This window comes from Cognatilysobacter bugurensis (assembly GCF_014652095.1).
GTDB classification, from domain to species: Bacteria; Pseudomonadota; Gammaproteobacteria; order Xanthomonadales; family Xanthomonadaceae; genus Cognatilysobacter; species Cognatilysobacter bugurensis.
In genome coordinates this window covers 1,218,816-1,239,812 of sequence record NZ_BMYD01000001.1, presented here as the reverse complement: position 1 = coordinate 1,239,812, position 20,997 = coordinate 1,218,816, and the positions used below count along the sequence as shown (strand labels likewise).

The 20,997-nt window shown below is 69.8% G+C and carries 16 protein-coding genes and 1 pseudogene; 11 read left to right on the top strand and 6 right to left on the bottom strand.

All coding sequences use genetic code 11. From position 1 onward, the window contains the following. Window positions 1-43: 43 nt before the first annotated feature. The 5 genes and pseudogenes from leuS to rsfS form a co-directional block, all read left to right on the top strand. Window positions 44-2,797, top strand: a complete 2,754-nt coding sequence (leuS, locus tag IE075_RS15955; protein WP_425489356.1) for a leucine--tRNA ligase — start codon at window positions 44-46, stop codon at window positions 2,795-2,797. A gap of 36 nt (window positions 2,798-2,833) precedes the next feature. Continuing rightward, a complete protein-coding gene (locus IE075_RS05600; RefSeq protein ID WP_189454081.1) occupies window positions 2,834-3,400 on the top strand; it encodes an LPS-assembly lipoprotein LptE in 567 nt (188 codons plus the stop codon). Window positions 3,401-3,402: 2 nt separating this feature from the next. Beyond that, complete coding sequence (holA, locus tag IE075_RS05595) at window positions 3,403-4,458, top strand: DNA polymerase III subunit delta (RefSeq protein WP_189454079.1); 1,056 nt, start codon at window positions 3,403-3,405, stop codon at window positions 4,456-4,458. Beyond that, window positions 4,455-5,144, top strand: a complete 690-nt coding sequence (gene nadD, locus IE075_RS05590; RefSeq protein ID WP_229792332.1) for a nicotinate-nucleotide adenylyltransferase — start codon at window positions 4,455-4,457, stop codon at window positions 5,142-5,144. Before holA ends, nadD begins: the two co-directional genes overlap by 4 nt. A gap of 31 nt (window positions 5,145-5,175) precedes the next feature. Further along, window positions 5,176-5,571: pseudogene (gene rsfS / locus IE075_RS05585) on the top strand (ribosome silencing factor); the annotation flags it as partial. Window positions 5,572-5,833: 262 nt separating this feature from the next. On the opposite strand, the gene IE075_RS05580 reads toward rsfS, so the two are convergent. Continuing rightward, window positions 5,834-7,375: an alkaline phosphatase PhoX gene (locus IE075_RS05580; RefSeq protein WP_189454075.1), complete on the bottom strand. Its 1,542-nt coding sequence runs from the start codon at window positions 7,373-7,375 to the stop codon at window positions 5,834-5,836. A gap of 107 nt (window positions 7,376-7,482) precedes the next feature. Here IE075_RS05580 and rlmH point away from each other — a divergent pair, with 107 nt between their 5' ends. Beyond that, window positions 7,483-7,953 (top strand): 23S rRNA (pseudouridine(1915)-N(3))-methyltransferase RlmH, encoded by a 471-nt coding sequence (gene rlmH / locus IE075_RS05575; RefSeq protein ID WP_189454072.1) that lies wholly within the window; start codon window positions 7,483-7,485, stop codon window positions 7,951-7,953. Between the two features lie 197 nt (window positions 7,954-8,150). Here rlmH and IE075_RS05570 read toward each other — a convergent pair whose 3' ends face one another. From IE075_RS05570 to IE075_RS05555, 4 genes are all read right to left on the bottom strand, one after another. Next, complete coding sequence (locus tag IE075_RS05570; RefSeq protein ID WP_189454070.1) at window positions 8,151-8,837, bottom strand: hypothetical protein; 687 nt, start codon at window positions 8,835-8,837, stop codon at window positions 8,151-8,153. A 250-nt stretch (window positions 8,838-9,087) separates the two neighbouring features. After that, complete coding sequence (locus IE075_RS05565) at window positions 9,088-9,774, bottom strand: energy transducer TonB (RefSeq protein ID WP_229792331.1); 687 nt, start codon at window positions 9,772-9,774, stop codon at window positions 9,088-9,090. A 331-nt stretch (window positions 9,775-10,105) separates the two neighbouring features. After that, the gene (locus IE075_RS05560) at window positions 10,106-10,324 is read right to left on the bottom strand and encodes a hypothetical protein (RefSeq protein WP_229792330.1); all 219 of its coding nucleotides are present in this window, start codon (window positions 10,322-10,324) and stop codon (window positions 10,106-10,108) included. Beyond that, window positions 10,321-11,070, bottom strand: a complete 750-nt coding sequence (locus IE075_RS05555; protein WP_189454066.1) for an SIMPL domain-containing protein — start codon at window positions 11,068-11,070, stop codon at window positions 10,321-10,323. Before IE075_RS05555 ends, IE075_RS05560 begins: the two co-directional genes overlap by 4 nt. Before the next feature lie 121 nt (window positions 11,071-11,191). Between IE075_RS05555 and IE075_RS05550 the strand changes: the two genes are divergently transcribed. The 4 genes from IE075_RS05550 (at window position 11,192) to tldD (ending at window position 18,941) form a co-directional block, all read left to right on the top strand. Further along, window positions 11,192-11,773 (top strand): Maf family protein, encoded by a 582-nt coding sequence (locus IE075_RS05550; RefSeq protein ID WP_189454064.1) that lies wholly within the window; start codon window positions 11,192-11,194, stop codon window positions 11,771-11,773. 61 nt (window positions 11,774-11,834) lie between these two features. After that, window positions 11,835-13,322, top strand: a complete 1,488-nt coding sequence (gene rng / locus IE075_RS05545) for a ribonuclease G (protein WP_189454062.1) — start codon at window positions 11,835-11,837, stop codon at window positions 13,320-13,322. Between the two features lie 93 nt (window positions 13,323-13,415). Further along, window positions 13,416-17,312: a YhdP family protein gene (locus tag IE075_RS05540; RefSeq protein WP_189454060.1), complete on the top strand. Its 3,897-nt coding sequence runs from the start codon at window positions 13,416-13,418 to the stop codon at window positions 17,310-17,312. Window positions 17,313-17,501: 189 nt separating this feature from the next. Next, complete coding sequence (gene tldD, locus IE075_RS05535; RefSeq protein WP_189454058.1) at window positions 17,502-18,941, top strand: metalloprotease TldD; 1,440 nt, start codon at window positions 17,502-17,504, stop codon at window positions 18,939-18,941. A 24-nt stretch (window positions 18,942-18,965) separates the two neighbouring features. Here tldD and yjgA read toward each other — a convergent pair whose 3' ends face one another. Continuing rightward, a complete protein-coding gene (gene yjgA / locus IE075_RS05530) occupies window positions 18,966-19,544 on the bottom strand; it encodes a ribosome biogenesis factor YjgA (protein WP_189454056.1) in 579 nt (192 codons plus the stop codon). A 75-nt stretch (window positions 19,545-19,619) separates the two neighbouring features. Between yjgA and pmbA the strand changes: the two genes are divergently transcribed. Beyond that, window positions 19,620-20,996 carry a metalloprotease PmbA gene (gene pmbA, locus IE075_RS05525; protein ID WP_425489339.1) on the top strand — a complete coding sequence of 459 codons (1,377 nt, stop codon included), beginning with the start codon at window positions 19,620-19,622 and terminating at the stop codon, window positions 20,994-20,996. Window position 20,997: the final 1 nt, after the last annotated feature.

Genomic DNA, 20,997 nt, shown 5'->3' with positions numbered 1-20,997 from the left:
TCGCGTCCCGTTGTCGCCCGCCTCCCTCGTGTCCACGACCGCCATTCCGAACGTATCCCAGACCTCCGATCCGCGCAGCTACGACCCGCAGGGGATCGAGGTGGAGGCGCAGCGCTACTGGGACGCCACCCGTGCGTTCGAGGTGGACGAGTCGTCCGACAAGCCCAAGTACTACTGCCTGTCCATGCTGCCGTACCCGTCGGGCGCGCTGCACATGGGCCACGTGCGCAACTACACGATCGGCGACGTGATCAGCCGCTACAAGCGCATGACCGGGCACAACGTGCTGCAGCCGATGGGCTGGGACGCGTTCGGCCTGCCGGCGGAAAACGCGGCGATCAAGAACAAGACCGCGCCCGCGAAGTGGACCTACGCGAACATTGAGCACATGAAGGCGCAGCTGCGCCAGATGGGCTACGCGATCGACTGGTCGCGCGAATTCGCGACCTGTCGGCCCGAGTACTACGTGCACGAGCAGCGCATGTTCGTGCGCCTCATGAAGCAGGGCCTCGCGTATCGCAAGAATTCGGTCGTGAACTGGGACCCCGTGGACCAGACTGTGCTCGCGAACGAGCAGGTCATCGACGGCCGCGGCTGGCGCACCGGCGCGATCGTCGAAAAGCGCGAGATCCCGCAGTGGTTCCTGAAGATCACCGATTATGCGCAGGAGCTGCTCGACGGCCTCGATACGCTCCCCGGCTGGCCGGAAGCGGTCAAGACGATGCAGCGCAACTGGATCGGGCGCAGCGAAGGCCTCGAGATCACGTTCGACGTCGTCGACTCGGACGGCACGGCGGTCGAGCCCGTCACCGTGTTCACCACGCGCCCGGACACGCTGATGGGCGTGACGTTCATTTCGGTCGCCGCCGAGCATCCGCTCGCGTTGCACGCGGCGCAGCGCGATGCCGACCTCGCGGAGTTCATCGCCGAACTGCGCCAGGGCGGCGTCTCGGAAGCGGAGCTCGAAACGCAGGTCAAACGCGGTCGCGATACGGGGCTGCGCGCCGTGCATCCGATCACCGGCGATCGACTGCCGGTGTACGTCGCGAACTTCGTGCTCATGAACTACGGCACCGGCGCCGTCATGGCCGTGCCGGGCCATGACGAGCGCGACTGGGACTTCGCCCGCACCTACCAGCTGCCGATCAGGATGGTCGTCGTGCCGACGAACGTGCGCGATGCGATCAGCGAGCTGCAGCACGATCTGCATTCGTCGAGCGATGCGATGAGCACCGCGCTCGGGGAGCAGCGCTCGATCGACGCCTACGACACCCGCGCCGCGGTGCAGGTCGTCGCCGACTTCGAGCGTCGCATCCAGGAAGAAGGCGCGTACACCGAGCGCGGCTGGCTGGTGAACTCCGGCGACTTCGACGGCCTCGATTTCCAGCAGGCGCTCGACGCGCTCGCCGCCCGGTTCGAGGCGCAAGGCCGCGGCCAGCGCCGCGTGAACTACCGCCTGCGCGACTGGGGCGTGAGCCGCCAGCGGTACTGGGGTTGCCCGATCCCCGTCATCTACTGCGCCGAGTGCGGCGCGGTGCCGGTGCCGGAGAACCAGTTGCCCGTGGTGTTGCCGGAGAACGTCGAGTTCAGCGGCGTGAGCTCGCCGATCAAGTCCGACCCGGAGTGGCGCAAGACGTCGTGCCCGACCTGCGGCGGCGCGGCCGAGCGCGAGACCGACACGTTCGACACGTTCATGGAGTCGAGCTGGTACTACGCGCGTTACACCTCGCCCGGCGCGGCCGAGCAGGTCGATGCGCGCGCGAAGTACTGGCTGCCGGTCGACCAGTACATCGGCGGCATCGAGCACGCGATCCTGCACCTGCTGTACTTCCGCTTCTATCACAAGCTGCTGCGCGACCAGGGCTTCGTCGACTCCGACGAGCCGGCGAGGAACCTGCTCACGCAGGGGATGGTGATCGCTGAGACGTTCTATCGCGAGCAGGACAACGGCGCGAAGGACTGGATCAACCCGGCCGATGTCGAGATCGAGCGCGACGAGCGCGGGCGCATCGTCGGTGCACACCTGAAGGCGGACGGGCAGCCGGTCGTGATCGGCGGCACCGAGAAGATGTCGAAGTCGAAGAACAACGGCGTCGACCCGCAGATCATGGTCGGCAAGTACGGCGCCGACACCGTGCGCCTGTTCTCGATGTTCGCCGCGCCGCCCGAGCAGTCGCTCGAGTGGAACGAGGCCGGCGTCGAGGGCATGGCGCGCTTCCTGCGCCGCTTCTGGCGCGAGGTGGTCACGCACGCGTCGCAGCCCGATCACCCGCATGTCGACGCGGGGCTGCTCTCGGCGCCCCAGAAGACGCTGCGCCGCCAGGTGCACGAGGCGATCCAGAAGGTCGGCGACGACTACGGGCGCCGCCACAGCTTCAACACCGCGATCGCGGCGCTGATGGAACTGCTCAACGCGGTGTCGAAGTTCGACGACATGAGCGAACAGGGCCGGGCGGTGCGCCACGAGGCGCTGCAGACGATGGTGCTGCTGCTCAACCCGGTGACGCCGCACGTGTGCCACGCGCTGTGGCAGGTGCTCGGCAACGGCGAGACATTGCTCGAGAACGTGCCGTTCCCGCAGGCCGATCCCGCGGCGCTCGTGCGCGACGCGGTGACGTTGGCCGTGCAGGTCAACGGCAAGCTGCGCGGCACGATCGAGGTCGCGGTCGGGGCGTCGAAGGACGACATCGAGCGCCTCGCGCTCGCCGAGCCCGGCGTCGCGAAGTTCCTAGAAGGCCAGAGCGTGCGGAAGGTCATCGTCGTGCCCGGCAAGATCGTCAACATCGTCGCCGGCTGAGTTGCCGCCCTTCGCCCCCTCGTCCAGACTGCCCCGATGACCCGTTTCCTCGTTCCGCTCGCCCTCGCCCTCGCGCTGGCCCTGTCGGCCTGCGGTTTCCATCTGCGCAGCGCGCTGTCGCTGCCGCCGGACCTCGGCCCGGTGCGCGTCGTCGCGGCCGATCGCTATAGCCCGCTCGCGACCACGCTCGCGCAGGCGCTGGAGAACGCGGGCGCGGAGCCCGCCGCAGAAATTGCGCCGGGCGAGACGGCGGCTGACGGCGTCGCGGTGCTCGACGTGCTCTCCGAGCAGTGGGCGGACACCCCGGTCAGCGTCGACCAGTTCGGCCGCTCGCTCGAATTCAGCCTGCGCTACGCGGTGGTATTCGAGCTGCGCGGTGCCGACGGCCGCGCGATCGTGCCGCGGCAGGCGATCGAGCTGTCGCGCGATTACATCTCCAACCCGGTCAACTCGATCGGCACCGAAGGCGAGCGCGAGATCCTCGTGCGTGAACTGCGCCGCGAGATGGCGGCGTCGATCCTGCGTCGCATTGACGCGGTGTCCGAACTCGCGGTCGCGCCGCTGCCGGCGGTCGAAGGCACGCCGCTGCCGCCGTCGCCCTGAGCATGGAACTCAAGCCGGAACAGCTCGTCGCACAGTTGCGCACGGGCGGGTTTCGGCCCGCCTTCCTGATTGCCGGGCCCGAGCCGCTGCGCGTGCTCGAAGCAGCCGACGCCGTGCGCGTCGCCGCGCGGCAGGAGGGCTTCACCGAGCGTGAGGTCTACGACGCCGAGGGGCAGCGCGAGCCTGACTGGTCCGCGATGGCGGCGAGCTTTCGCGCGCCGAGCCTGTTCGCGAGCCGCCGGCTCATCGAGCTGCGCCTTGCGACGGGCAAGCCCGGCAAGGAGGGCGCGCAGGTGATCACCGAGTTCTGCGAGGACCCGCCGTCCGACGTGTCGCTGTTGGTCACGGCCGGGGACTGGAGCCGCCAGCACGGCGGCAAGTGGAGCGAGGCGATCGCCCGCATCGGCCATGTCGCGGTTGCCTGGGCGGTCAAGCCGCACGAGCTGACGGGCTGGATCGAGCAGCGCTTGCGCACCAAAGGCCTGAAGGCCGATCACGCGGCGGTGCAGATCCTGACGGACCGCGTCGAGGGCAACCTCCTGGCGGCGGCGCAGGAGATCGACAAGCTCACGCTGCTTGCTGAAGAGGGCGAGGTGCTCGACGCGGCGCGAATGGAATCGCTCGTTGCCGATGCTGCGCGCTTCGACGTGTTCCGCGTCATCGATGCAGCAATGAACGGCCAGTCCGCGCAGGTGGCGCGGATGCTTGCGAACCTGCGCGCCGAAGGCGAGGCCGTGCCCGCATTGCTCGGCATGGTGATCATGGAACTGCAGCGCGGCGCGGCGCTCGCGCGCGTGACGGAGCGCGGCGGGAACCTGGCGGCCGAGTTCAAGGCGCAGCGCGTCTGGGAGACCAAGCAGCCGATGTACAAGCGCGCGCTACAGCGCCACGGCGCGGCGCGCTGGGATGTCTTCGTTGCTGAAGCAGGGCGCGTGGATCGCATCGCAAAGGGGCGTCCCCGCATCGGTGTCGAGCCTGTCGATCCGTGGCTCGCACTCGAGCGCCTGCTGCTCGCCGTCGCGGACGGCAAGGCCGTCCCACTTCTGGGAACCCCTTGAACGCTGGCGGTTCGAGCACGCAAGGCCTGCTGCTGCTCTACGGCGGCACGTTCGACCCTGTGCACTTGGGTCATCTCGCGATCGCGCACGCTGCACACGCCGCGCTCGGTGTGAGCGTGCACCTGATGCCGGCCGCGGATCCTCCGCATCGGTCGCCTCCGGGTGCAGGCGCAGCCCATCGCGCACGCATGCTCGAAATGGCCGTCGCGGGTGATCGCGCGCTGGTCGTCGATCGCCGTGAGCTCGAGCGCGAAGGGCGGTCGTACACGGTCGATACGCTGCACGCGCTGCGCGAATCGATCGGGCCGCTGCGGCCGGTCGCGCTGCTCGTCGGGGCGGATAGCTTTGTCGCGTTGCCCGAGTGGAAACACTGGCAGGCGCTCTTCGATCTGGCCCACTTCGTCGTGGCCGAGCGTGAGGGGTATCCGCTCGACGAGCGGCAGCCGGCTGAGCTGGCCGCCGAAGTGGCAACGCGGATCACGGCTGAGGCCGCTGACCTCCATGCATCACCGGCCGGGCGCGTCCTGCGGCTGCGGCAGCCGCTCGCGGATGTGTCCGCTACACGCGTGCGAGAGGCGATTCGCAGCGGTAACGCGTCGCATGCGAGGCTGCCGCCCGAGGTCGCGGCGTACATCGATCGTCACCGACTGTATGCAAACCCGGGCGCAGCATCGGCACCGGTATAATTTTTAACATCAACCACGCACGAGCCCGCCCTTGACCAGCCAAGCCCACGTCATCAAGACCCGGATGCCGAGTCCGCCGCCCTCGCTCGACGAGTTGCTCCGCACCGTGCACGGCGCCGTGGACAACCTCAAGGCGAAGGACATCGTCGAGATCGATGTGCGCGGCAAGAGCAGCGTCACCGACTACATGGTGATCGCCTCGGGCACGTCGACGCGGCACGTCAAGTCGATCGCGGACGAAGTCGTGAAGTTCGCGAAGAACCTCGACGTGATGCCGCTCGGTGTCGAAGGCGAGCGCGAAGCCGAATGGGTGCTTGTCGACCTCGGCGACGTCATCGTCCACGTCATGCTGCCCCGCGTGCGTGAGTTCTATGCGCTCGAGCGGCTGTGGACCGTCGGCGACCAGCCGCCGGAGGACATGGACGAGTACGGCGACGACAGCCGTGGCCGCGAAGCGCGTGCCTCGTTCGACGACGGCGACGATGAGGATCTCGACGGCGAGACCGACGAGTTCGAATTCGATGGCGATGCCGACAACGACGCGGACGACGCTCGCCGCTGAGTCGACGCATCGTGCTGAGGCATGAACGGAAACGGCGCCCGAGGGCGCCGTTTTTTGTAGTCCGCGCAACGCGTTGGCCGCGTGCGCTCCGCGTGCCCCGCCGTCCGTGGCGGAGACGCGGGGTTGCTTACAGCGGTCCGTGCAACCAAGGGCCCGTGATCGCGAGCGTGACGCCTGGCGTCTGCACATTGACGAACAGCGTGCGGCCAAACGGATCCCAGCACGCGCCGCAGAACTCGTTGCTGCGGTAGTCGCCCTCGGCCACCGTCTTGCCCGCGCGAGCGATCTCGGTGTTCGTCAGCGCGATGTTGTTCTTGGCGAGCCAGAACGATTCGCCGCTGCGCGTGAGGCCGATGAGGCGCGAACCCGGGCCGTACTGGTCGGGGCTCTCGCCGCCGTCTTCGCAGAGCACCACGCCGCCGCGCGGGCTCACGGTGACGTTGTCCGGGTTGTGCGCCGCGAGCTGGTTGCCGCTCACGAACAGCGCGTGCATGCGCTGCGTACGCACGTCGAGCACCCACACAGCGCCGTTGCCGCGGCCCTTGCGGCCGGTCGCGTCCACGCCGGTCGCGGTGTCGACGATGAACATCTTGCCGTTTGAGTACCAGATGCCTTCGCCGCGTGCCATGCGCAACGCACCGTCGGCCCAGGCCTGCGCGAACGGGCCGCTGAGCGTGTCGGTGGGCGATACGTCCGGCACGGCGCCGCCTGACGGGATCGGGCCGAGATCGGGATCGGCGATGTCGACCCACTCGAGCGCGACTTCCATGCCGATCGTCGCCACCGTGAGGTCGGCGTTCGGACGTCCACGCACGCGCGCGGCCTGCAAGCGGCCGCCGTTTTCGAGCGAGCCGGGGCGGCCGACGCGGTCGTTCGGGATGAAGCGATAGAGGCCGGACTTGTTGCGGTCGTCCTCGGTCAGGTAGACGACGCCGGTGTGCGGGTCGATCGCGACGGCTTCGTGGCTGAAACGGCCGAGCGCGACGAGCGGGCGGCCGGTGGTGCGTTCCGCGTCGGGGTGCACTTCGAACACATAGCCGTGCTTGCGGCCCGTGCTTGAAACGAGATCGGTCTTGATCTCTTCGCAGGTCAACCAGGTGCCCCAAGGCGTGAGGCCGCCCGCGCAGTTCACGAGCGTGCCGCCAAGGCTGGCTTCCATCGCGCGGAACTCGCCGTCGCGCCAGTACAGCGTGGTGGTGCCACCGCCGGCTAAGCGGCCGCCGCCGAGGTCGCCGGTGTCGTACATGCCGGGCGCCTGGATCGGCGTGCCCGCGCCCACTTCGTGATTACGGATCAGCACGAGCTCGGCGCCGCGGCCGCGCCCCTGCAGCACGAACGGCGCGCGCCCGCGCGTGGTGTTGCCCATCACCGCCATGCCGTCGTGGCGGCCAGGGCAGGGGCGGCCGTCCGCCATCGCATCGCCCGTCCAGCCGAACGACTGGTAGCTGAAGCCGGGCGGCAACTGCAGCAGGGGCAGGCCGGTGGTGCGGTCGGCGACGGGCGAAAGCGGGCCGTAGGGGCTCGGGATCGGGGCGAGGCGCGAGGCGTCGCCGGTCGCGGCGCGCGCCTGGTTCGCGTGCAGGCCGGTCAGGCTGCCAATGGTGCCGATCGCGACGGCAGCGGCGCTGCCCTTGAGCACCTGGCGGCGGGAGAGGTCGAGCGTGTCCATGAGGGTACGACTCCAGCGGCTGGGGGAAGCCGCGACCCTAGGACGCGTGCATAACTGCGCCATGACGCGCATGTGTCAGCCGGAAGGCACGCCGGTACCATCGCGTCATGAAAGCCCGACTCATCGCCGTCGGCGAACGCGCGCCGGCCTGGGTGGCCGACGGCTTCGGCGAATACCGCAAACGCCTCTCGCACTGGCTGCCGCTCGACCTGGTCGAGATCGAACCCGGCGTGCGCGGAAAGGGGCGGGATGCTGCGCGCGCGACGGCCGATGAGGGCGCGCGCGTGCTGGCCGCATTGCCGAAACAGGCCACCGTCGTGGCGCTCGACGGGCGCGGCAAAACGTGGTCATCGGAGCAGCTCGCGCAGCGGCTTGAGCATTGGAGAACACAGGGGCGCGATCTCGCGCTGCTCATCGGTGGGCCCGAGGGGCATGCGCCCGACGTGCTCGCGCGTGCCGACGAGCACTGGTCGCTCGGCCCGCTCACGCTGCCGCACATGCTGGTGCGGCTCGTCGCGGCAGAGCAGCTCTATCGTGCGGCGGCGCTGCTCGCGAACCATCCGTACCACCGCGCCTGACGCGGGGACGTTCCATAGGAAGGATGTCGAGACGCGCCGCGGGCAGTGGAGTGCGGCAGTGCAGGACACCCGCTGTAGCCACTGAGAACGTTCACGGGAGGCGCGCACGCTAAAGCCGAGGCAACGTTCGTCCGGTCAGCGATCGCCTGGCAGCGCGATGAAGCAACGGCTGGAATACGGGCTTCCGATCGGAGCGCTTACTGCTGCGTCACACCCGACGGCTCGTCAGCGACGGTCGCCTGCACTGCGACGATCGTCGGAGCCACGCCACGCAGCGGTGCATGAAGCACGAACGGCACGCCTTCGCGCTGCAGCTCGTCGGCGGCAAACCAGCTCATCGAGTTCGATGGCGTGGCGCTGCCGGCCACGACGACGTGTTCGGGAAAGCCCGCCTTGCGCAGCACGGCATCGGTCTCGCGGTCGTTGTGCGCGTTGATCTGCTGGGCGATCGCGTCCGGAAACACGAGCGGCCCGACCAAGCGGCTGCGATGCAGCCCCAGGCGCGAGCCGGCGGTCATCTCGCGTGCGTCGACGGCCGCCCACAGCAGCGCGCAGGCGCTCGCGCAGCGGCCCGTGATGCGGACCGGGAGTTGGCGTTCGTTGAGCAGTTCCGCCGCGCGCAGCGCCTGACGGCGCATCCCGCCGGGGCTGCGGACGTCCACGCGCTGGGCGTCCGGATGTGCGGCGAGCACGGCGCGCAGCTGCGGCTCGAAGCGCGGCCCAATCGGACCTCGCACGCGCACCGTGCGGTCGACCGAGTCGTACTCGACCGTGGCGTCGGTCGGGTACGCATTCGGAGACGTGAACGCGCCGGCGGCGAACACGGCCGTCGGCAGGGCGAGCAGCGCAGCGGCGAAAGCGAAAGCGAGTCGACGGTGGAGCACGAGAGGCAAACCCGAACAAGGCGTGAGTGCATCGTCGGCGACTGTTTTTTCAGCGGAGGAGCCTGCCGCGCGATTTCCGAACGGCTGCAGCGGTTGTACGGTGCGCGACGTCGCAGTTTCGGGTCTGGAAGCGCGAGCATGGGCAACTCATGAACAGGGCGCTGCGCAAACGGCGCACTCGCCGGTCCATGGCAACCGCGATGGGACCCCAGGCCGTGCGGAGCACAAGGCAGCTCCGCACGGCGCGGACTCATTCGCCGAGCACGAACGACACCGGCACGCGACCCAGCGCTGGCACGGCGCGGCCGTCCTGCATTGCGGGGCGGAAACGCCACGCGCGCAGCACCTGTCGCTCGGCGGCGCGGTCGAGTGCGCGGTGTCCGCTGCTCGAAAAGACCTCCACGTTCGTCGGGCGCCCGTGGGCATCGACGTGCACGTCGAGTACGACCGTGCCCTCGAGACGATCGCGGATCGCCTCGCGCGGGTAGGGCGGCGGTGGCGCCGCGAGCGCCTGCAGCGACGCGCCCGGATCGGCGGACGGTTCGGGCGCGATGATTCGCTCGCCGGTGCCGACCGGATTCAGAATCGGCGGGTCGATTGCGATGTCGCCGGGCGCGGGCTCGATCAGGTCCGTCGGCGGTGCGGCATCCACGGCCTTTTGGGGCTGCTGCTTCGACGCCTCGGCAGCCTTGGGCGGCGTCGTGGTCACGGGCAGCGTCGGCGCCGGGACCGCGGGCCGCGGCTCGACGGGTCGGACGAAGATCACGTCGGGATCGCGGGGCGCCGCATGTTCGACGAGGCGCGGCGCCACCGGGGCGAGCAACACCAACAACAGCACTGCGTTGATCGCGATGGTGCCGGTCTCGGCCCCGATGCGCGTGGCGTCGAGCGGCTGGGGACGGTTCGGTTGGGTCGGTCGGAACAGCGTGTGAGCCATGCAACACCTCCGCGGGTCGTGTAAGGACTCGAACGCGCGAGTGCGCGCTGCGGGGTTGGTTGCAGGTTTTTTTCGTGGGGGCCGGGGCGCGGTGCGGGAGGCACGCGCGGCATCGTGCCGGGTCCGTGCGTCACTGCACACTGCGTCAGGCGCAGGTTGGCGGCGCGGAGCAACGTCGTGCGCTAAGCCATCGAGCGAGAAGCCCACGCGAGCTACGAAGCGCATTTCGCGCGAGCGATATGCAACTGCTTGTCGCCGCTTTGCGCGGGAGCAGCGGTGCGCCGATCAAGCACGCACGCCCGGCACTGACGCCGGGCGTGCCACCGACATGTCAGTCCGCAGGGTCAGGCGTGACTTCCGGGTCGCGCGTCAGTCCGCCGACGTCGGGATTCGGCAGGCGGCCGTCCTTCGCGCCGCGCGCATCGAGGCGATCTTCGGCGGCGCGCACATCGCCGGCATCGCGCGGATGTGTCTCGTCGTAGCCGGGGTTATGGCCGGGGCGTGGATCGGCAGCGGGTGGGGCGTCGCGGTCGGGGAGATTCATGGTCATTGTCCAAGTTCGAAGACGACGTCGAGGTTCGCCGTCAGTACGTTTTCGCCGGGCGCGACCGGCGTGTCGGCCATCGCCTTTTCCATGCGCATGCCGGCCATCGGCATCGGGCCCGGCATGTCGATGCGGGCGCCCTCGCTGATGCTGACGATGCGACGCACCTGCAGTCCGAGCGACTGCGCGTACATGTCGGCGCGTGCACGGGCCTGCTTCAGCGCATTGCGACGCGCTTCGTCGAGCGCGGGCTCGCGATCGGCGATGTCGAACGTCGGGCCGTGGATCTGGTTGGCACCCGTGGCCACAAGCGCATCAAGGATCTTTCCGAGACGGGCAAGCTCGCGCACGGTCACGTTGACCGTGTTGCTGGCCTGGTAGCCGGTGATCGCCGGCGGCGCGTTCTCGGCATAGCGGTACTGCGGATTGAGCGTGATGCCACCGGTCTGCACGTCGCGCGGCTCGATGCCGGCCTTGCGGATCGCATCGACGACCTGCTGCATGCGCTCGGCATTCGCCCGCATCGCCGCGTTCGCATCCGCTGCCTCGGTGACGACGCCGGCCGACACTGTGGCGAGGTCCGGCGTGCGGCGCGCTTCCGCTTGGGCCGACACCGACAACAGCGTTCCCTGGGCCGACGCGGTGTGGGACGCGGCGCCGGCGGGCGCCTGCGCGTGGACGGTGCTCATCGCGGCGGCTCCGAGGGCAAGGGCGAGGGTGAAGCGGGACAACGCAAGCGTCGAACGGGGCATGGGCGCTCCATGGATGCCGAGGAAGGGTCTGGCCGTTGCAGTGAACGGGCCGTGAGCCGCGCCGGGGTCGAGCGCCGCTGCCTGGATGGCCGCCCAGTCAGCGCGGGTTATGCTTCCAACGATGCTCTATCTCGCTTCGAAATCCCCGCGCCGCCGCGAACTGCTCGCCCGTCTGGGCGTCGAGTTCGAAGTGCTCGACATTGACGTTCCTGAGGTCCGTGGCGAAGCCGAGCCGGTGTTCGACTACGTGCGCCGCGTGGCCAATGAGAAGGCAGGGGCCGGGCTCGGGCTCGCGGGCGAAGGGCTCGTCATCGGCTCCGATACGGAGGTGGCGCTCGGCGGACGCGTGTTCGGCAAACCGCGCGACGCGCATGACGCACACGAGATGCTCACCGAACTCTCCGGGCGCACGCACCATGTGATCACCGCGGTGACGCTCGTGGGCCGAGGTTCCCCTGCGCAGGCGTTGTCCGTGTCGGAGGTGACGTTCGCGCCACTCGACGACATGCAGATCGCCCGATACGTGGAAATGGGTGAGTTCGCAGGCAAGGCCGGCGCGTACGCGATCCAGGGCGCGGCCGAAGCGTTCATCCGTCGGCTCACCGGCAGTTACTCGGGCGTGATGGGCCTGCCGCTTTACGAGACCGCGCAGCTCTTGGGAGCGGCCGGGCTGGGCCCGCACGCCGCGGTGCCGGACGCATGACGCGCGGCATCGGCGAGCGCGTGCAGGACGCCGCGCACGACGACGCCCAGGGAGCCGGGCCATGAGCGAAGAGATCCTCGTCAACGTCACGCCGCGCGAGACGCGCCTGGCCGTGGTCGAGAACGGCATGCTGCAGGAGCTGCACATCGAGCGCGGCTGGCGTCGCGGCGTGGTGGGCAACATCTACAAGGGCAAGGTGCAGCGGGTCATGCCCGGCATGCAGGCCGCGTTTGTCGACATCGGGCTGGAGCGCGCGGCGTTCTTGCATGCGGCGGACATCATCAAGCCCGCGCCGGTGCCCGAAGGCGAGAGCGATGAAGCACCGCTGCCGCCGCAGCCGACGCGCCCGATCGCCGAGTTGCTGCGCGAGGGCCAGGACATCGTCGTACAGGTCGTGAAAGACCCGATTGGCAGCAAGGGTGCGCGGCTGACGACGCAGCTGAGCATTCCGTCGCGCTACCTCGTGCTGCTGCCGCGCACGCGCGTGATCGGCGTGTCCGCCCGCATCGAGGACGAGGCCGAGCGCTCGCGCCTCAAGACGATCGTGGGGGCGCTCGCGCCGGCGGGCGCGAATGTCGGCTACATCGTGCGCACGAACGCCGAGGGCCAGCCTGAGGAAGCGCTCGCCGAGGACACCGCGTATCTCAACCGCGCGTGGGCGCTCATCGAGCAGCGATGCGCGAGCGCGCGCCTCGGCAGTTGTGTCTACGAGGACCTGAGCCTGCCGCTGCGCGCAGTGCGCGACCTCATGCGTCGCGATGTCGAGAAAGTGCGCGTGGACTCGCGTGAAACCAGCGACCGGCTCAAGGCGTTTGCCGCGCAGTACATGCCGGGCCTCGACGAAAAGATCGAGCCGTACACCGGCGCGCGTCCGATCTTCGATCTGTACGGCGTCGAGGACGAGATCCAGCGCGCGCTGCAGAAACAGGTGCCGCTGAAGTCGGGCGGTTACCTCGTCATCGACCAAACCGAGGCGATGACGACGATCGATGTGAACACCGGTTCATTCCTCGGTCAGCGCAATCTTGAGGAAACCGTCTACAGAACGAATCTCGAGGCTGCGCAGTCGGTTGCGCGTCAGCTTCGGCTCCGCAATCTGGGCGGCATCATCATCATCGACTTCATCGACATGACCGACGCCGAGCACAAGCGGCAAGTGCTGCGCCAGCTCGAGAAGGCGCTCGCCCGCGATCATGCGAAGACGACCGTCTACGACTTCTCGCCGCTCGGGCTCGTCGAAATGACGCGCAAGCGCACGACCGATAGCCTTGAACGCCAGCTCAGCGAGCCGTGCAACGAGTGTGCCGGGCGCGGCACGCTGAAGACCGCCGAGACAATCACGTACGAAGTGTTCCGCGAGATCGTGCGGCAGGTGCGCCAGTTCGATGCGCAGCGGTTGCTCGTGATCGCATCGCCGAAGGTCGTCACGCGCATCACCGAAGACGAGTCACCTGCCGTGGCCGAGCTCGAGGAGTTCATCGGCAAGTCCATCCGCTTCCAGGCGGATGAGCAGTACGCGCAGGAGCAGTTCGATGTCGTGCTGCTTTGACGCGCACCCCCAGGGCATCTCGGCAGGGCGTCGTGAGTGCTGCAATGGGCTTGCCGGATCGACGGGACTGTTGATCCGGCCCGCCGTGCAGTGATGCGCCGCACGCTGCGCCTGCTGCGGCGCGGGCTCTGGCTCGCCGCGGCGTCGACCCTGATCCTCGTCGCGCTGGTGCTGGCGGTGGCAAACCAGCTGCTGCCGCTTGCGGGACAGCACCCCGAGCGCGTGGCGCACTGGCTGAGCGCGCGTGCGGGCCGGCCGGTCGCGTTCGATCACGTCGAAACCGAATGGACGCGCCGCGGCCCGCTGCTGCGGCTCGACAACCTGCGTGTCGGGGAAGGCGCAGGCGCGTTTCCGGTCGGCGACACCGAGATGCTCGTGTCGCTCTACGCCGGCCTGCTGCCGGGCACGCCGCTGTCGGAGCTGCGCCTGCGCGACGTCGACCTGACGCTCGAGCGCGCGGCAGACGGCCGCTGGAAGGTGCGCGGCCTGCCAGGCCAGGCCACCTCGAACGCCGATCCGCTCGCGAGCCTCGAGGGCCTGGGCGAACTGCAGGTCATCGGAGGGCGCCTTTCGATCCTCGCGCCGGACCACGGAATCAATGCCCATCTGCCGCGCGTCGACCTGCGGCTGCGCGTCGACGGAGACCGTATCCGGGCCGGACTCAAAGCGTGGCCCGCGCCCGACGCGCAGCCCATCGATGCCGCGTTGGACATTGACCGGCGCCGCGGCGACGGTCGGGTCTATGCCGGCGCGTCGAACGTCTCGCTCGGTGCGTGGTCGCATCTTCTGAGCGCGGGCGGCATCACCGTGCGCAGCGGGGCAGGGCGGGCACGCGCCTGGGCGGAGCTGCGCGCGCACCGGGTCGAGCGCGTCACGTTCGACGCCGCGATTGATGAAGTCGTGCTTGCCGGGGCGCCGCTCGACGGCGAGGGCCTTGAGGTGCGCTATCCGCGCGTCGAGGCGCGCGCACGTTGGCAGCACACCGCGGCCGGCTGGGCGCTGCATGCGCCGACGCTGCGCTTCGGAGGCGCCGAGCACGAGCAGACGCTCGACGGGCTGCGCGTGGAAGGCGGGCGACGCATGGCGCTTCGCGCGGCGCGGCTTGACGCGGCCCCGCTGCTTGAACTCGCGACGCTCAGCGACCGCATCGACCCCGCGCTCCGGCGCTGGCTTCGCGCCGCTCGGCCGCGGGCCGTCGCGCATGACATCGACCTCGCCGGGGGCAACGGCACGCCGCTGCGCGCGAGTGCGCGGCTGGAAGGGTTCGGCTTCGAGCCGATCGGCAAGGCGCCGGGCCTCGACGGCGTCGCAGGCGTGATGCGCGGCAGTGGCGACGGCCTGGCACTGAGCTTCGATGACGGTGCCTCGGTGCGGATCGACTGGCCGCGCGGGTTTGGGGTGGTCCACGACGTCGCGCTGCGGGGTGACCTCGTCGCGTGGCGCGACGGCGCGGGCTGGCGTGTCGAGACCCCGGCCTTGCGAATCGACGGGCAGGGCTATGCCGCGGATGCGCGCGGCGGCCTGCTCTGGCAGGGCGACGGCACGCGCCCGCGCATCGACGTGGCACTCGCGGTCGACGAGGCCTCGCTGCCGACCGCCAAGGGCTTCTGGGTGCGTCACCTGATGTCACCGGCGCTCGTGCGCTGGCTCGACAGCGCCCTCGTCGGCGGCCGCATCGTGCAGGGCCGCGCGATCGTGTCGGGCGACCTCGACGACTGGCCGTTTGCGGACCGCAACGGACGGTTCGAGGCGTCGGTGCGCGTTGCCGATGCGACCCTGAAATTCCGCCCTGGCTGGCCCGCGGCCGAACGGCTGAACGCGGACCTGCGGTTCGTCGGCAGCGGGTTCTCGATCAACGGGCAGGCACGCATCGGCGACGTCGACGTGACCTCGCTGCATGCCGACATCGACCGCTACAAGGGCGGCCGCCTGCGCGTCGACGCCCAGACGCGCACCGATGCGCGCGCGCTGCTCGCGATGCTGCGCACGAGCCCGCTCGAGCCGGCGCACCGCGAGACCTTCGCGAACCTGTCGGCCGACGGCCCCGTCACAGCCACGTTCGGGCTCACGCTCCCGCTGCGCGCGGCGGCGCCGGTCGCGATCGATGGAACGGTCGGCTTCGAGGGCGCGCGCCTGGCGGACCGGCGATGGGATCTCGCATTCGACGCTGTGCGCGGTACGGCTGTGTACTCCCAACACGGCTTCGACGCCGACGGGCTTGCCGTGCGCCACGAGGGGCAGCCCGGGCGCCTGGCGCTGCGCGCGGGCGCACCGTACGTGCGCGACGCTCGGCAGGCATTCGAGGCCACGCTCGACGCCACGCTGCGCGCCGACGCGCTGCTCGGGCAGGTGCCCGATGGCGTCGATTGGCTCAAGCCGTACGTCGAAGGCCGCTCGCCGTGGCGGGTCGGCGTGTCGGTGGCCAAGGCGGGCGCAGGCAGGGCTGCGCCCGCCGCGCGCCTGCAGCTGCGATCGAACCTCGTCGGTACGACGCTCGCGTTGCCGGCGCCGCTTTCCAAGCCCGCCGGTGTGCCGCTTCTGACGACGATCGACGCGCCGTTGCCGCTCGGCAGCGGTGACCTGGAGATCGCGCTCGGCACGCGCGCGGCGCTGCGCGTGCGTCAGCGTGACGGCCGCAGTGGCGTGCGTGTGGTGCTGGGAAGCGGGCGTGTCGACGAGGCGCCGCCTGCCCACGGCCTCGTCGCGACCGGGCAGGCCACGACGCTTGATGCGCTCGACTGGATCTCGCTCGTGCGTGCCACGCGCTCTGGCGCGGCCTCGGGTGCTGCCGCGTCGGACGAGCCTGCGCTGCCGTTGCGACGGATCGATGTTCGGGCCCAACGCCTCATGCTGCTGGGCGGTGCGTTCGCGGACACGCGCGTGACCGTGAGCCCCGGCGACCGCGCGACGACCGTGCGCGTCGACGGCCCGGCGCTCGAGGGTGCGCTGGCAATCGACGACGGCCCGGGCGCTCCAATCACCGGCCGCTTCGAACGCGTGCATTGGCGCAGCGCGAGCGCGGCCAGTCGTGCGCCGACCGACGGGACTGCGCAGGCCTCGCGTGCGACGTCGGCGTCGCCAGCCCCGCCGAGTACCAACGCGCCCTCACCGACTGGGGCGCTGGCAGCGATCGACCCGCGTGAAATTCCGCCGCTCGCGTTCGACATCGCCGATCTGCGCGTGGCCGAGGCACGCCTCGGCCGGGCGCGTGCGCGCACTAGGCCCACGGCGACGGGTCTGCGCATCGACACACTCGACGCGACCCACGCGAACCAGCGCGTTGCGATGACGGGCGACTGGACCGGTCGTGGCGCGAACGCACGCACGCGCATCGATGCCACGCTGGCCAGCGACAACTTCGGTGCGCTCATGAGCGGTCTCGGCTTCGGCGGCCGGCTCGGCGGGGGCGAGGGGTCCGTCGTCGTCGAGGCGACATGGCCAGGCGGCCCGGCGCAGTTCGCGCTGGGCGCACTCGACGGCCGCCTCGTGCTCGATGCGCGCGACGGTCGACTGCTCGAGGTCGAGCCGGGCGCGGGCCGTGTGCTGGGATTGCTGAGCCTGGCGGAATTGCCCCGCCGGCTCACGCTCGATTTCCGCGACTTTTTCTCCAAGGGTTTCGCGTTCAACACGCTGGCCGGCACCGTGCGTTTCGGCGACGGCCGGGCGCGCAGCGATGACCTGCGCATCGACGGTCCCGCCGCCGTGATCGACATCGGCGGCGAAGCCAACCTGCGCACGCAGCGCTTCGACCAGACCATCCAGGTGCACCCGAAGGCGGGCAACCTGCTCACGGCCGTCGGTGCGATCGCCGGCGGCCCGGTGGGCGCTGCGCTCGGCGCCGCCGCGAACGCCGTGCTGCGCAAGCCGCTGGGGCAGATCGGCGCGAAGACCTACCGGGTCACGGGCCCGTGGACCGATCCGAAGGTCGAGGTGATCAGCCGCGAGCAGAGCCGCCGCGTCTCGCAGGCCCCTAAGCCTCCGACCGGATGACCGCGGGCACCCTGCGTGCATTTGCCGCGGCCATCACCCACGCTTCGCTGGGATGGCCACGTGAGGCACCGCGATGCATGCTGCATGCAGCCGCCGGGCGGCACCATGTGCTCCTGAGGCCTGCCGCGTTCAACCCGGTGGGCCTGCCGGATCTCCACACCCCGCGTCACGACCGAGTTCTAGAACGCCATGACCCTTCCGCTTCAGCTCGCCGAATCCCGACTCCTCCTGCCCGCCGGCCTCGACACCGCAGGCCTCGAGCGCGCGTTCGGCGCGCTGCTCGGGCCCGGCGTCGATTTCGGTGATCTCTACTTCCAGCACGCCCGGCGCGAGAGCTGGACGGTCGAGGACGGGATCGTCAAGGACGGCGCGCATTCGATCGAGCAGGGCGTTGGCGTGCGCGCGATCAGCGGCGAAAAGACCGGCTTTTCGTATTCCGACGAGATCAACTCCGAAGCCCTGCTGACGGCCTCGAAGTCTGCGCGAGCGATCGCGCGCGACGGCCACGCCCATGCGCCGGGCCGGCTGGTCCGCGGCGGCGGCCGTTCGCTGTACTCGGCGGATGACCCGATCGATGCGATGGACAACGAGACCAAGGTCGAAACGCTGCGGCGCATCGACAAGCTCGTGCGCGCGGCCGACCCGCGCGTGAAGCAGGTCGTCGTGAGCCTGTCCGGCGGCGTCGACACCGTGCTCATCGCGCGCAGCGACGGCGTCCTCGCCGCCGACGTGCGCCCGCTCGTGCGCTTCAACGTGCAGGTCATCGTCGAGCAGGACGGCCGCCGCGAATCGGGTTATGCCGGTGGCGGCGGGCGCTATTCGTATGCGGACCTTCTGGGCGAGAAGGCCGAGCACCTCGCACGCGAAGCGCTGCGGCAGGCGCTCGTGAACCTCGACGCGGTCGATGCACCGGCGGGCGTGATGCCGGTCGTGCTCGGCGCCGGCTGGCCGGGCGTGCTGCTGCACGAGGCCGTCGGACATGGCCTCGAAGGTGACTTCAACCGCAAGGGCACGAGCACGTATTCGGGCCGCATCGGGCAGCGCGTCGCGTCGCCGGGCGTGACGATCGTTGACGACGGCACGCTCGAAGGCCGCCGCGGCTCGCTCAACATCGACGACGAAGGCACGCCGACGAACTGCACGACGCTGATCGAGGACGGCGTGCTCGTGGGCTACATGCAGGACACGCTCAACGCGCGCCTGATGGGCATGGCGCCCACCGGCAACGGACGTCGTGAATCGTTCGCGCACTTGACGATGCCGCGCATGACGAACACCTACATGCTCGCCGGGCCGCACGACCCGGAGGAAATGATCCGCTCAGTGAAGAAGGGGCTGTATGCCGTCAACTTTGGCGGCGGTCAGGTCGATATCACGTCCGGCAAGTACGTGTTCTCGGCGACCGAGGCCTACCTCATCGAGGACGGCAAGATCACCGCACCGGTCAAGGGCGCAACGCTGATCGGTAACGGCCCGGAGACCATGCAGCAGGTGCGCATGATCGGGAACGACCTTGCGCTCGACGAAGGCGTGGGCGTGTGCGGCAAGGACGGGCAGAGCGTGCCCGTCGGCGTCGGCCAGCCGTCGTTGCTCATCGACGGCCTGACGGTGGGCGGAACCAAGGCCTGATGCGCCGTCCGCACGACGGCGCGTTTACTCCGCGTCGTCGTGCTCTGCGTCGTTCAGCTCCGCGTCCTCGTCCTGCGTTGCGCTCGCGCCGAGGATCAACGCACGCAACTCCCGGTAGAGCTCGCGGTACGCGCGGGGCGGCTTGTTGCGATTGCGTTCGTCGATCGCATTGCGCACGAGTTGACGCACGCGCTGGCGGTCCGCCTCGGGGTGCTCGTCGAGCAACGCCGTCAGGGCCTCATCGCCCTCTTCGATGAGGCGCTCGCGCCACGCTTCCACCCGGTGCATCGCCGCGACCTCGCGCCGCGCCGTGTCGCCGTGCTCGTCGAGCGCGTCGCGGATCGCCTCGAGCGTCTCGTCGTCCTCGCGCCGCATCTGCTTGGCCAGGAACGCGAGTTGCCGCTTGTGCGCGATGTGCGCGGTGATGCGCCGCGTTTCGCGGATGTGCGGCAACAGCGACTCGGGCACCGGCAGCTTTGCGAGCTGCGCATCGGTCAGCGCAACGAGCTTCTCGCCGAGCGAAAGCACCTCGAGCGCCTCGCGCCGTTGCTGGCTCCGGCTCGGGCCTAGAAATTCACCGGTCTCGTCGTCTCGACCGCGCATGCTGATCTCTCGTAACGTTCGGGGCTCCGGGCATTCGCGTCGATGCGAACGCCGGAGCGACAAGAGGATAAGCCATTGAACGCCATTGCCCCTTCGCACGCCGCACCGTCCATTGCACTCGGCGACCCGCAGGCCCGTCTCGACACGCTGGCCGGGATCGCGCAAGGCCTGCTCGAACGCTGCCGCGCGCGCGGCGCGACCCAGGCCGAGGTGTCCTGCTCGGAAGAGGCGGGGCTCAGCGTCAATGTGCGCATGGGTGAGGTTGAAACCGTCGAATCCACGCGCGATCGTGGCATTGCGGTCACCGTGTACTTCGGACAGCGCAAGGGCAGCGCGAGCACGGCGGACCTGCGTGACTCGAGCCTCGACGCGACCGTCGAGCAGGCCTGCGCGATCGCGCGGTACACCGAGGACGACACGGCCGCGGGCTTGGCCGATGCGACGCTCATGGCCACCGATCTGCGCGATTTCGACACCTGGCATCCGTGGGCGATCGACGCCGATCGCGCGGTCGACCTTGCGCTCGCGTGCGAGAACGCCGGGCGCGAAGTGGATCGCCGCGTCGAGAACTCCGACGGTGCGTCGGTGAGCAGCAACGAGAGCCTGGGCGTGTACGCGAATTCGCACGGCTTCGTCGGTCGGGAACACGCCACGCACCACTCGCTTGGCTGCGCGCTCATCGCCGGCCGCGGCGCCGACATGCAGCGGGACGGCTGGTACAGCGTTGCGCTCGCGGCGGATGACCTCGAAGCCGCGTCCGCGGTGGGCCGCAAAGCCGCCGAGCGCGCGGTGTCGCGCCTGTCCCCGCGCCAGATTCCGACCGGGGATTACCCGGTGCTGTTCGCATCGGAGATCGCGCGGTCGCTGATCGGGCATCTGGTCGGTGCGGTCTCGGGCGGCGCGTTGTACCGGCGCGCGAGCTTCCTCGTCGACTCCGCAGGCACGAAGCTATTTCCCGAATGGGTGTCGATCCACGAGCGACCGTTCCTGCCGCGCGGGCTGCGCTCGGGCTCGTTCGATTCCGAAGGCGTTGCGACACGAGAATCCTCGCTTGTGGAAGACGGCGTGCTGCAGCGCTACGTGCTCGGCAGTTATTCCGCGCGCAAGCTCGGCCTGCAGAGCACGGGCAACGCGGGCGGCGTGCACAACCTGCAGGTGGCTGCGAACGCGGGCGACTTCGAATCGCTGGTGCGTACGATGGGCCGCGGCCTGCTCGTGACCGAGCTCATGGGACAGGGCGTCAACACGATCACCGGCGATTATTCGCGCGGCGCGGCTGGGTTCTGGGTCGAGAACGGGCAGCTGCAGTACCCGGTCGACGGCATCACGATTGCCGGCAATCTACGCGGCATGTTCGAGGCCTTTGAAGCGATCGGCAGCGATGTCGACCCCCGCTCGCACGTCCGCACGGGCTCCATTCTGGTCGGGCGCATGACGGTCGCAGGCGGCTAGT

Bases quoted from the DNA above. Each gene is read 5' to 3' on its own strand.
- rlmH (WP_189454072.1), top strand. From the start codon at position 7,483: ATGAAAGCCCGACTCATCGCCGTCGGCGAACGCGCGCCGGCCTGGGTG.
- IE075_RS05565 (WP_229792331.1), bottom strand. From the start codon at position 9,774: ATGGCTCACACGCTGTTCCGACCGACCCAACCGAACCGTCCCCAGCCG.
- rng (WP_189454062.1), top strand. From the start codon at position 11,835: ATGAGCGAAGAGATCCTCGTCAACGTCACGCCGCGCGAGACGCGCCTG.
- IE075_RS05560 (WP_229792330.1), bottom strand. From the start codon at position 10,324: ATGACCATGAATCTCCCCGACCGCGACGCCCCACCCGCTGCCGATCCA.
- tldD (WP_189454058.1), top strand. From the start codon at position 17,502: ATGACCCTTCCGCTTCAGCTCGCCGAATCCCGACTCCTCCTGCCCGCC.
- yjgA (WP_189454056.1), bottom strand. From the start codon at position 19,544: ATGCGCGGTCGAGACGACGAGACCGGTGAATTTCTAGGCCCGAGCCGG.
- holA (WP_189454079.1), top strand. From the start codon at position 3,403: ATGGAACTCAAGCCGGAACAGCTCGTCGCACAGTTGCGCACGGGCGGG.
- IE075_RS05550 (WP_189454064.1), top strand. From the start codon at position 11,192: ATGCTCTATCTCGCTTCGAAATCCCCGCGCCGCCGCGAACTGCTCGCC.
- IE075_RS05540 (WP_189454060.1), top strand. From the start codon at position 13,416: ATGCGCCGCACGCTGCGCCTGCTGCGGCGCGGGCTCTGGCTCGCCGCG.
- IE075_RS05555 (WP_189454066.1), bottom strand. From the start codon at position 11,070: ATGCCCCGTTCGACGCTTGCGTTGTCCCGCTTCACCCTCGCCCTTGCC.
- IE075_RS05580 (WP_189454075.1), bottom strand. From the start codon at position 7,375: ATGGACACGCTCGACCTCTCCCGCCGCCAGGTGCTCAAGGGCAGCGCC.
- IE075_RS05600 (WP_189454081.1), top strand. From the start codon at position 2,834: ATGACCCGTTTCCTCGTTCCGCTCGCCCTCGCCCTCGCGCTGGCCCTG.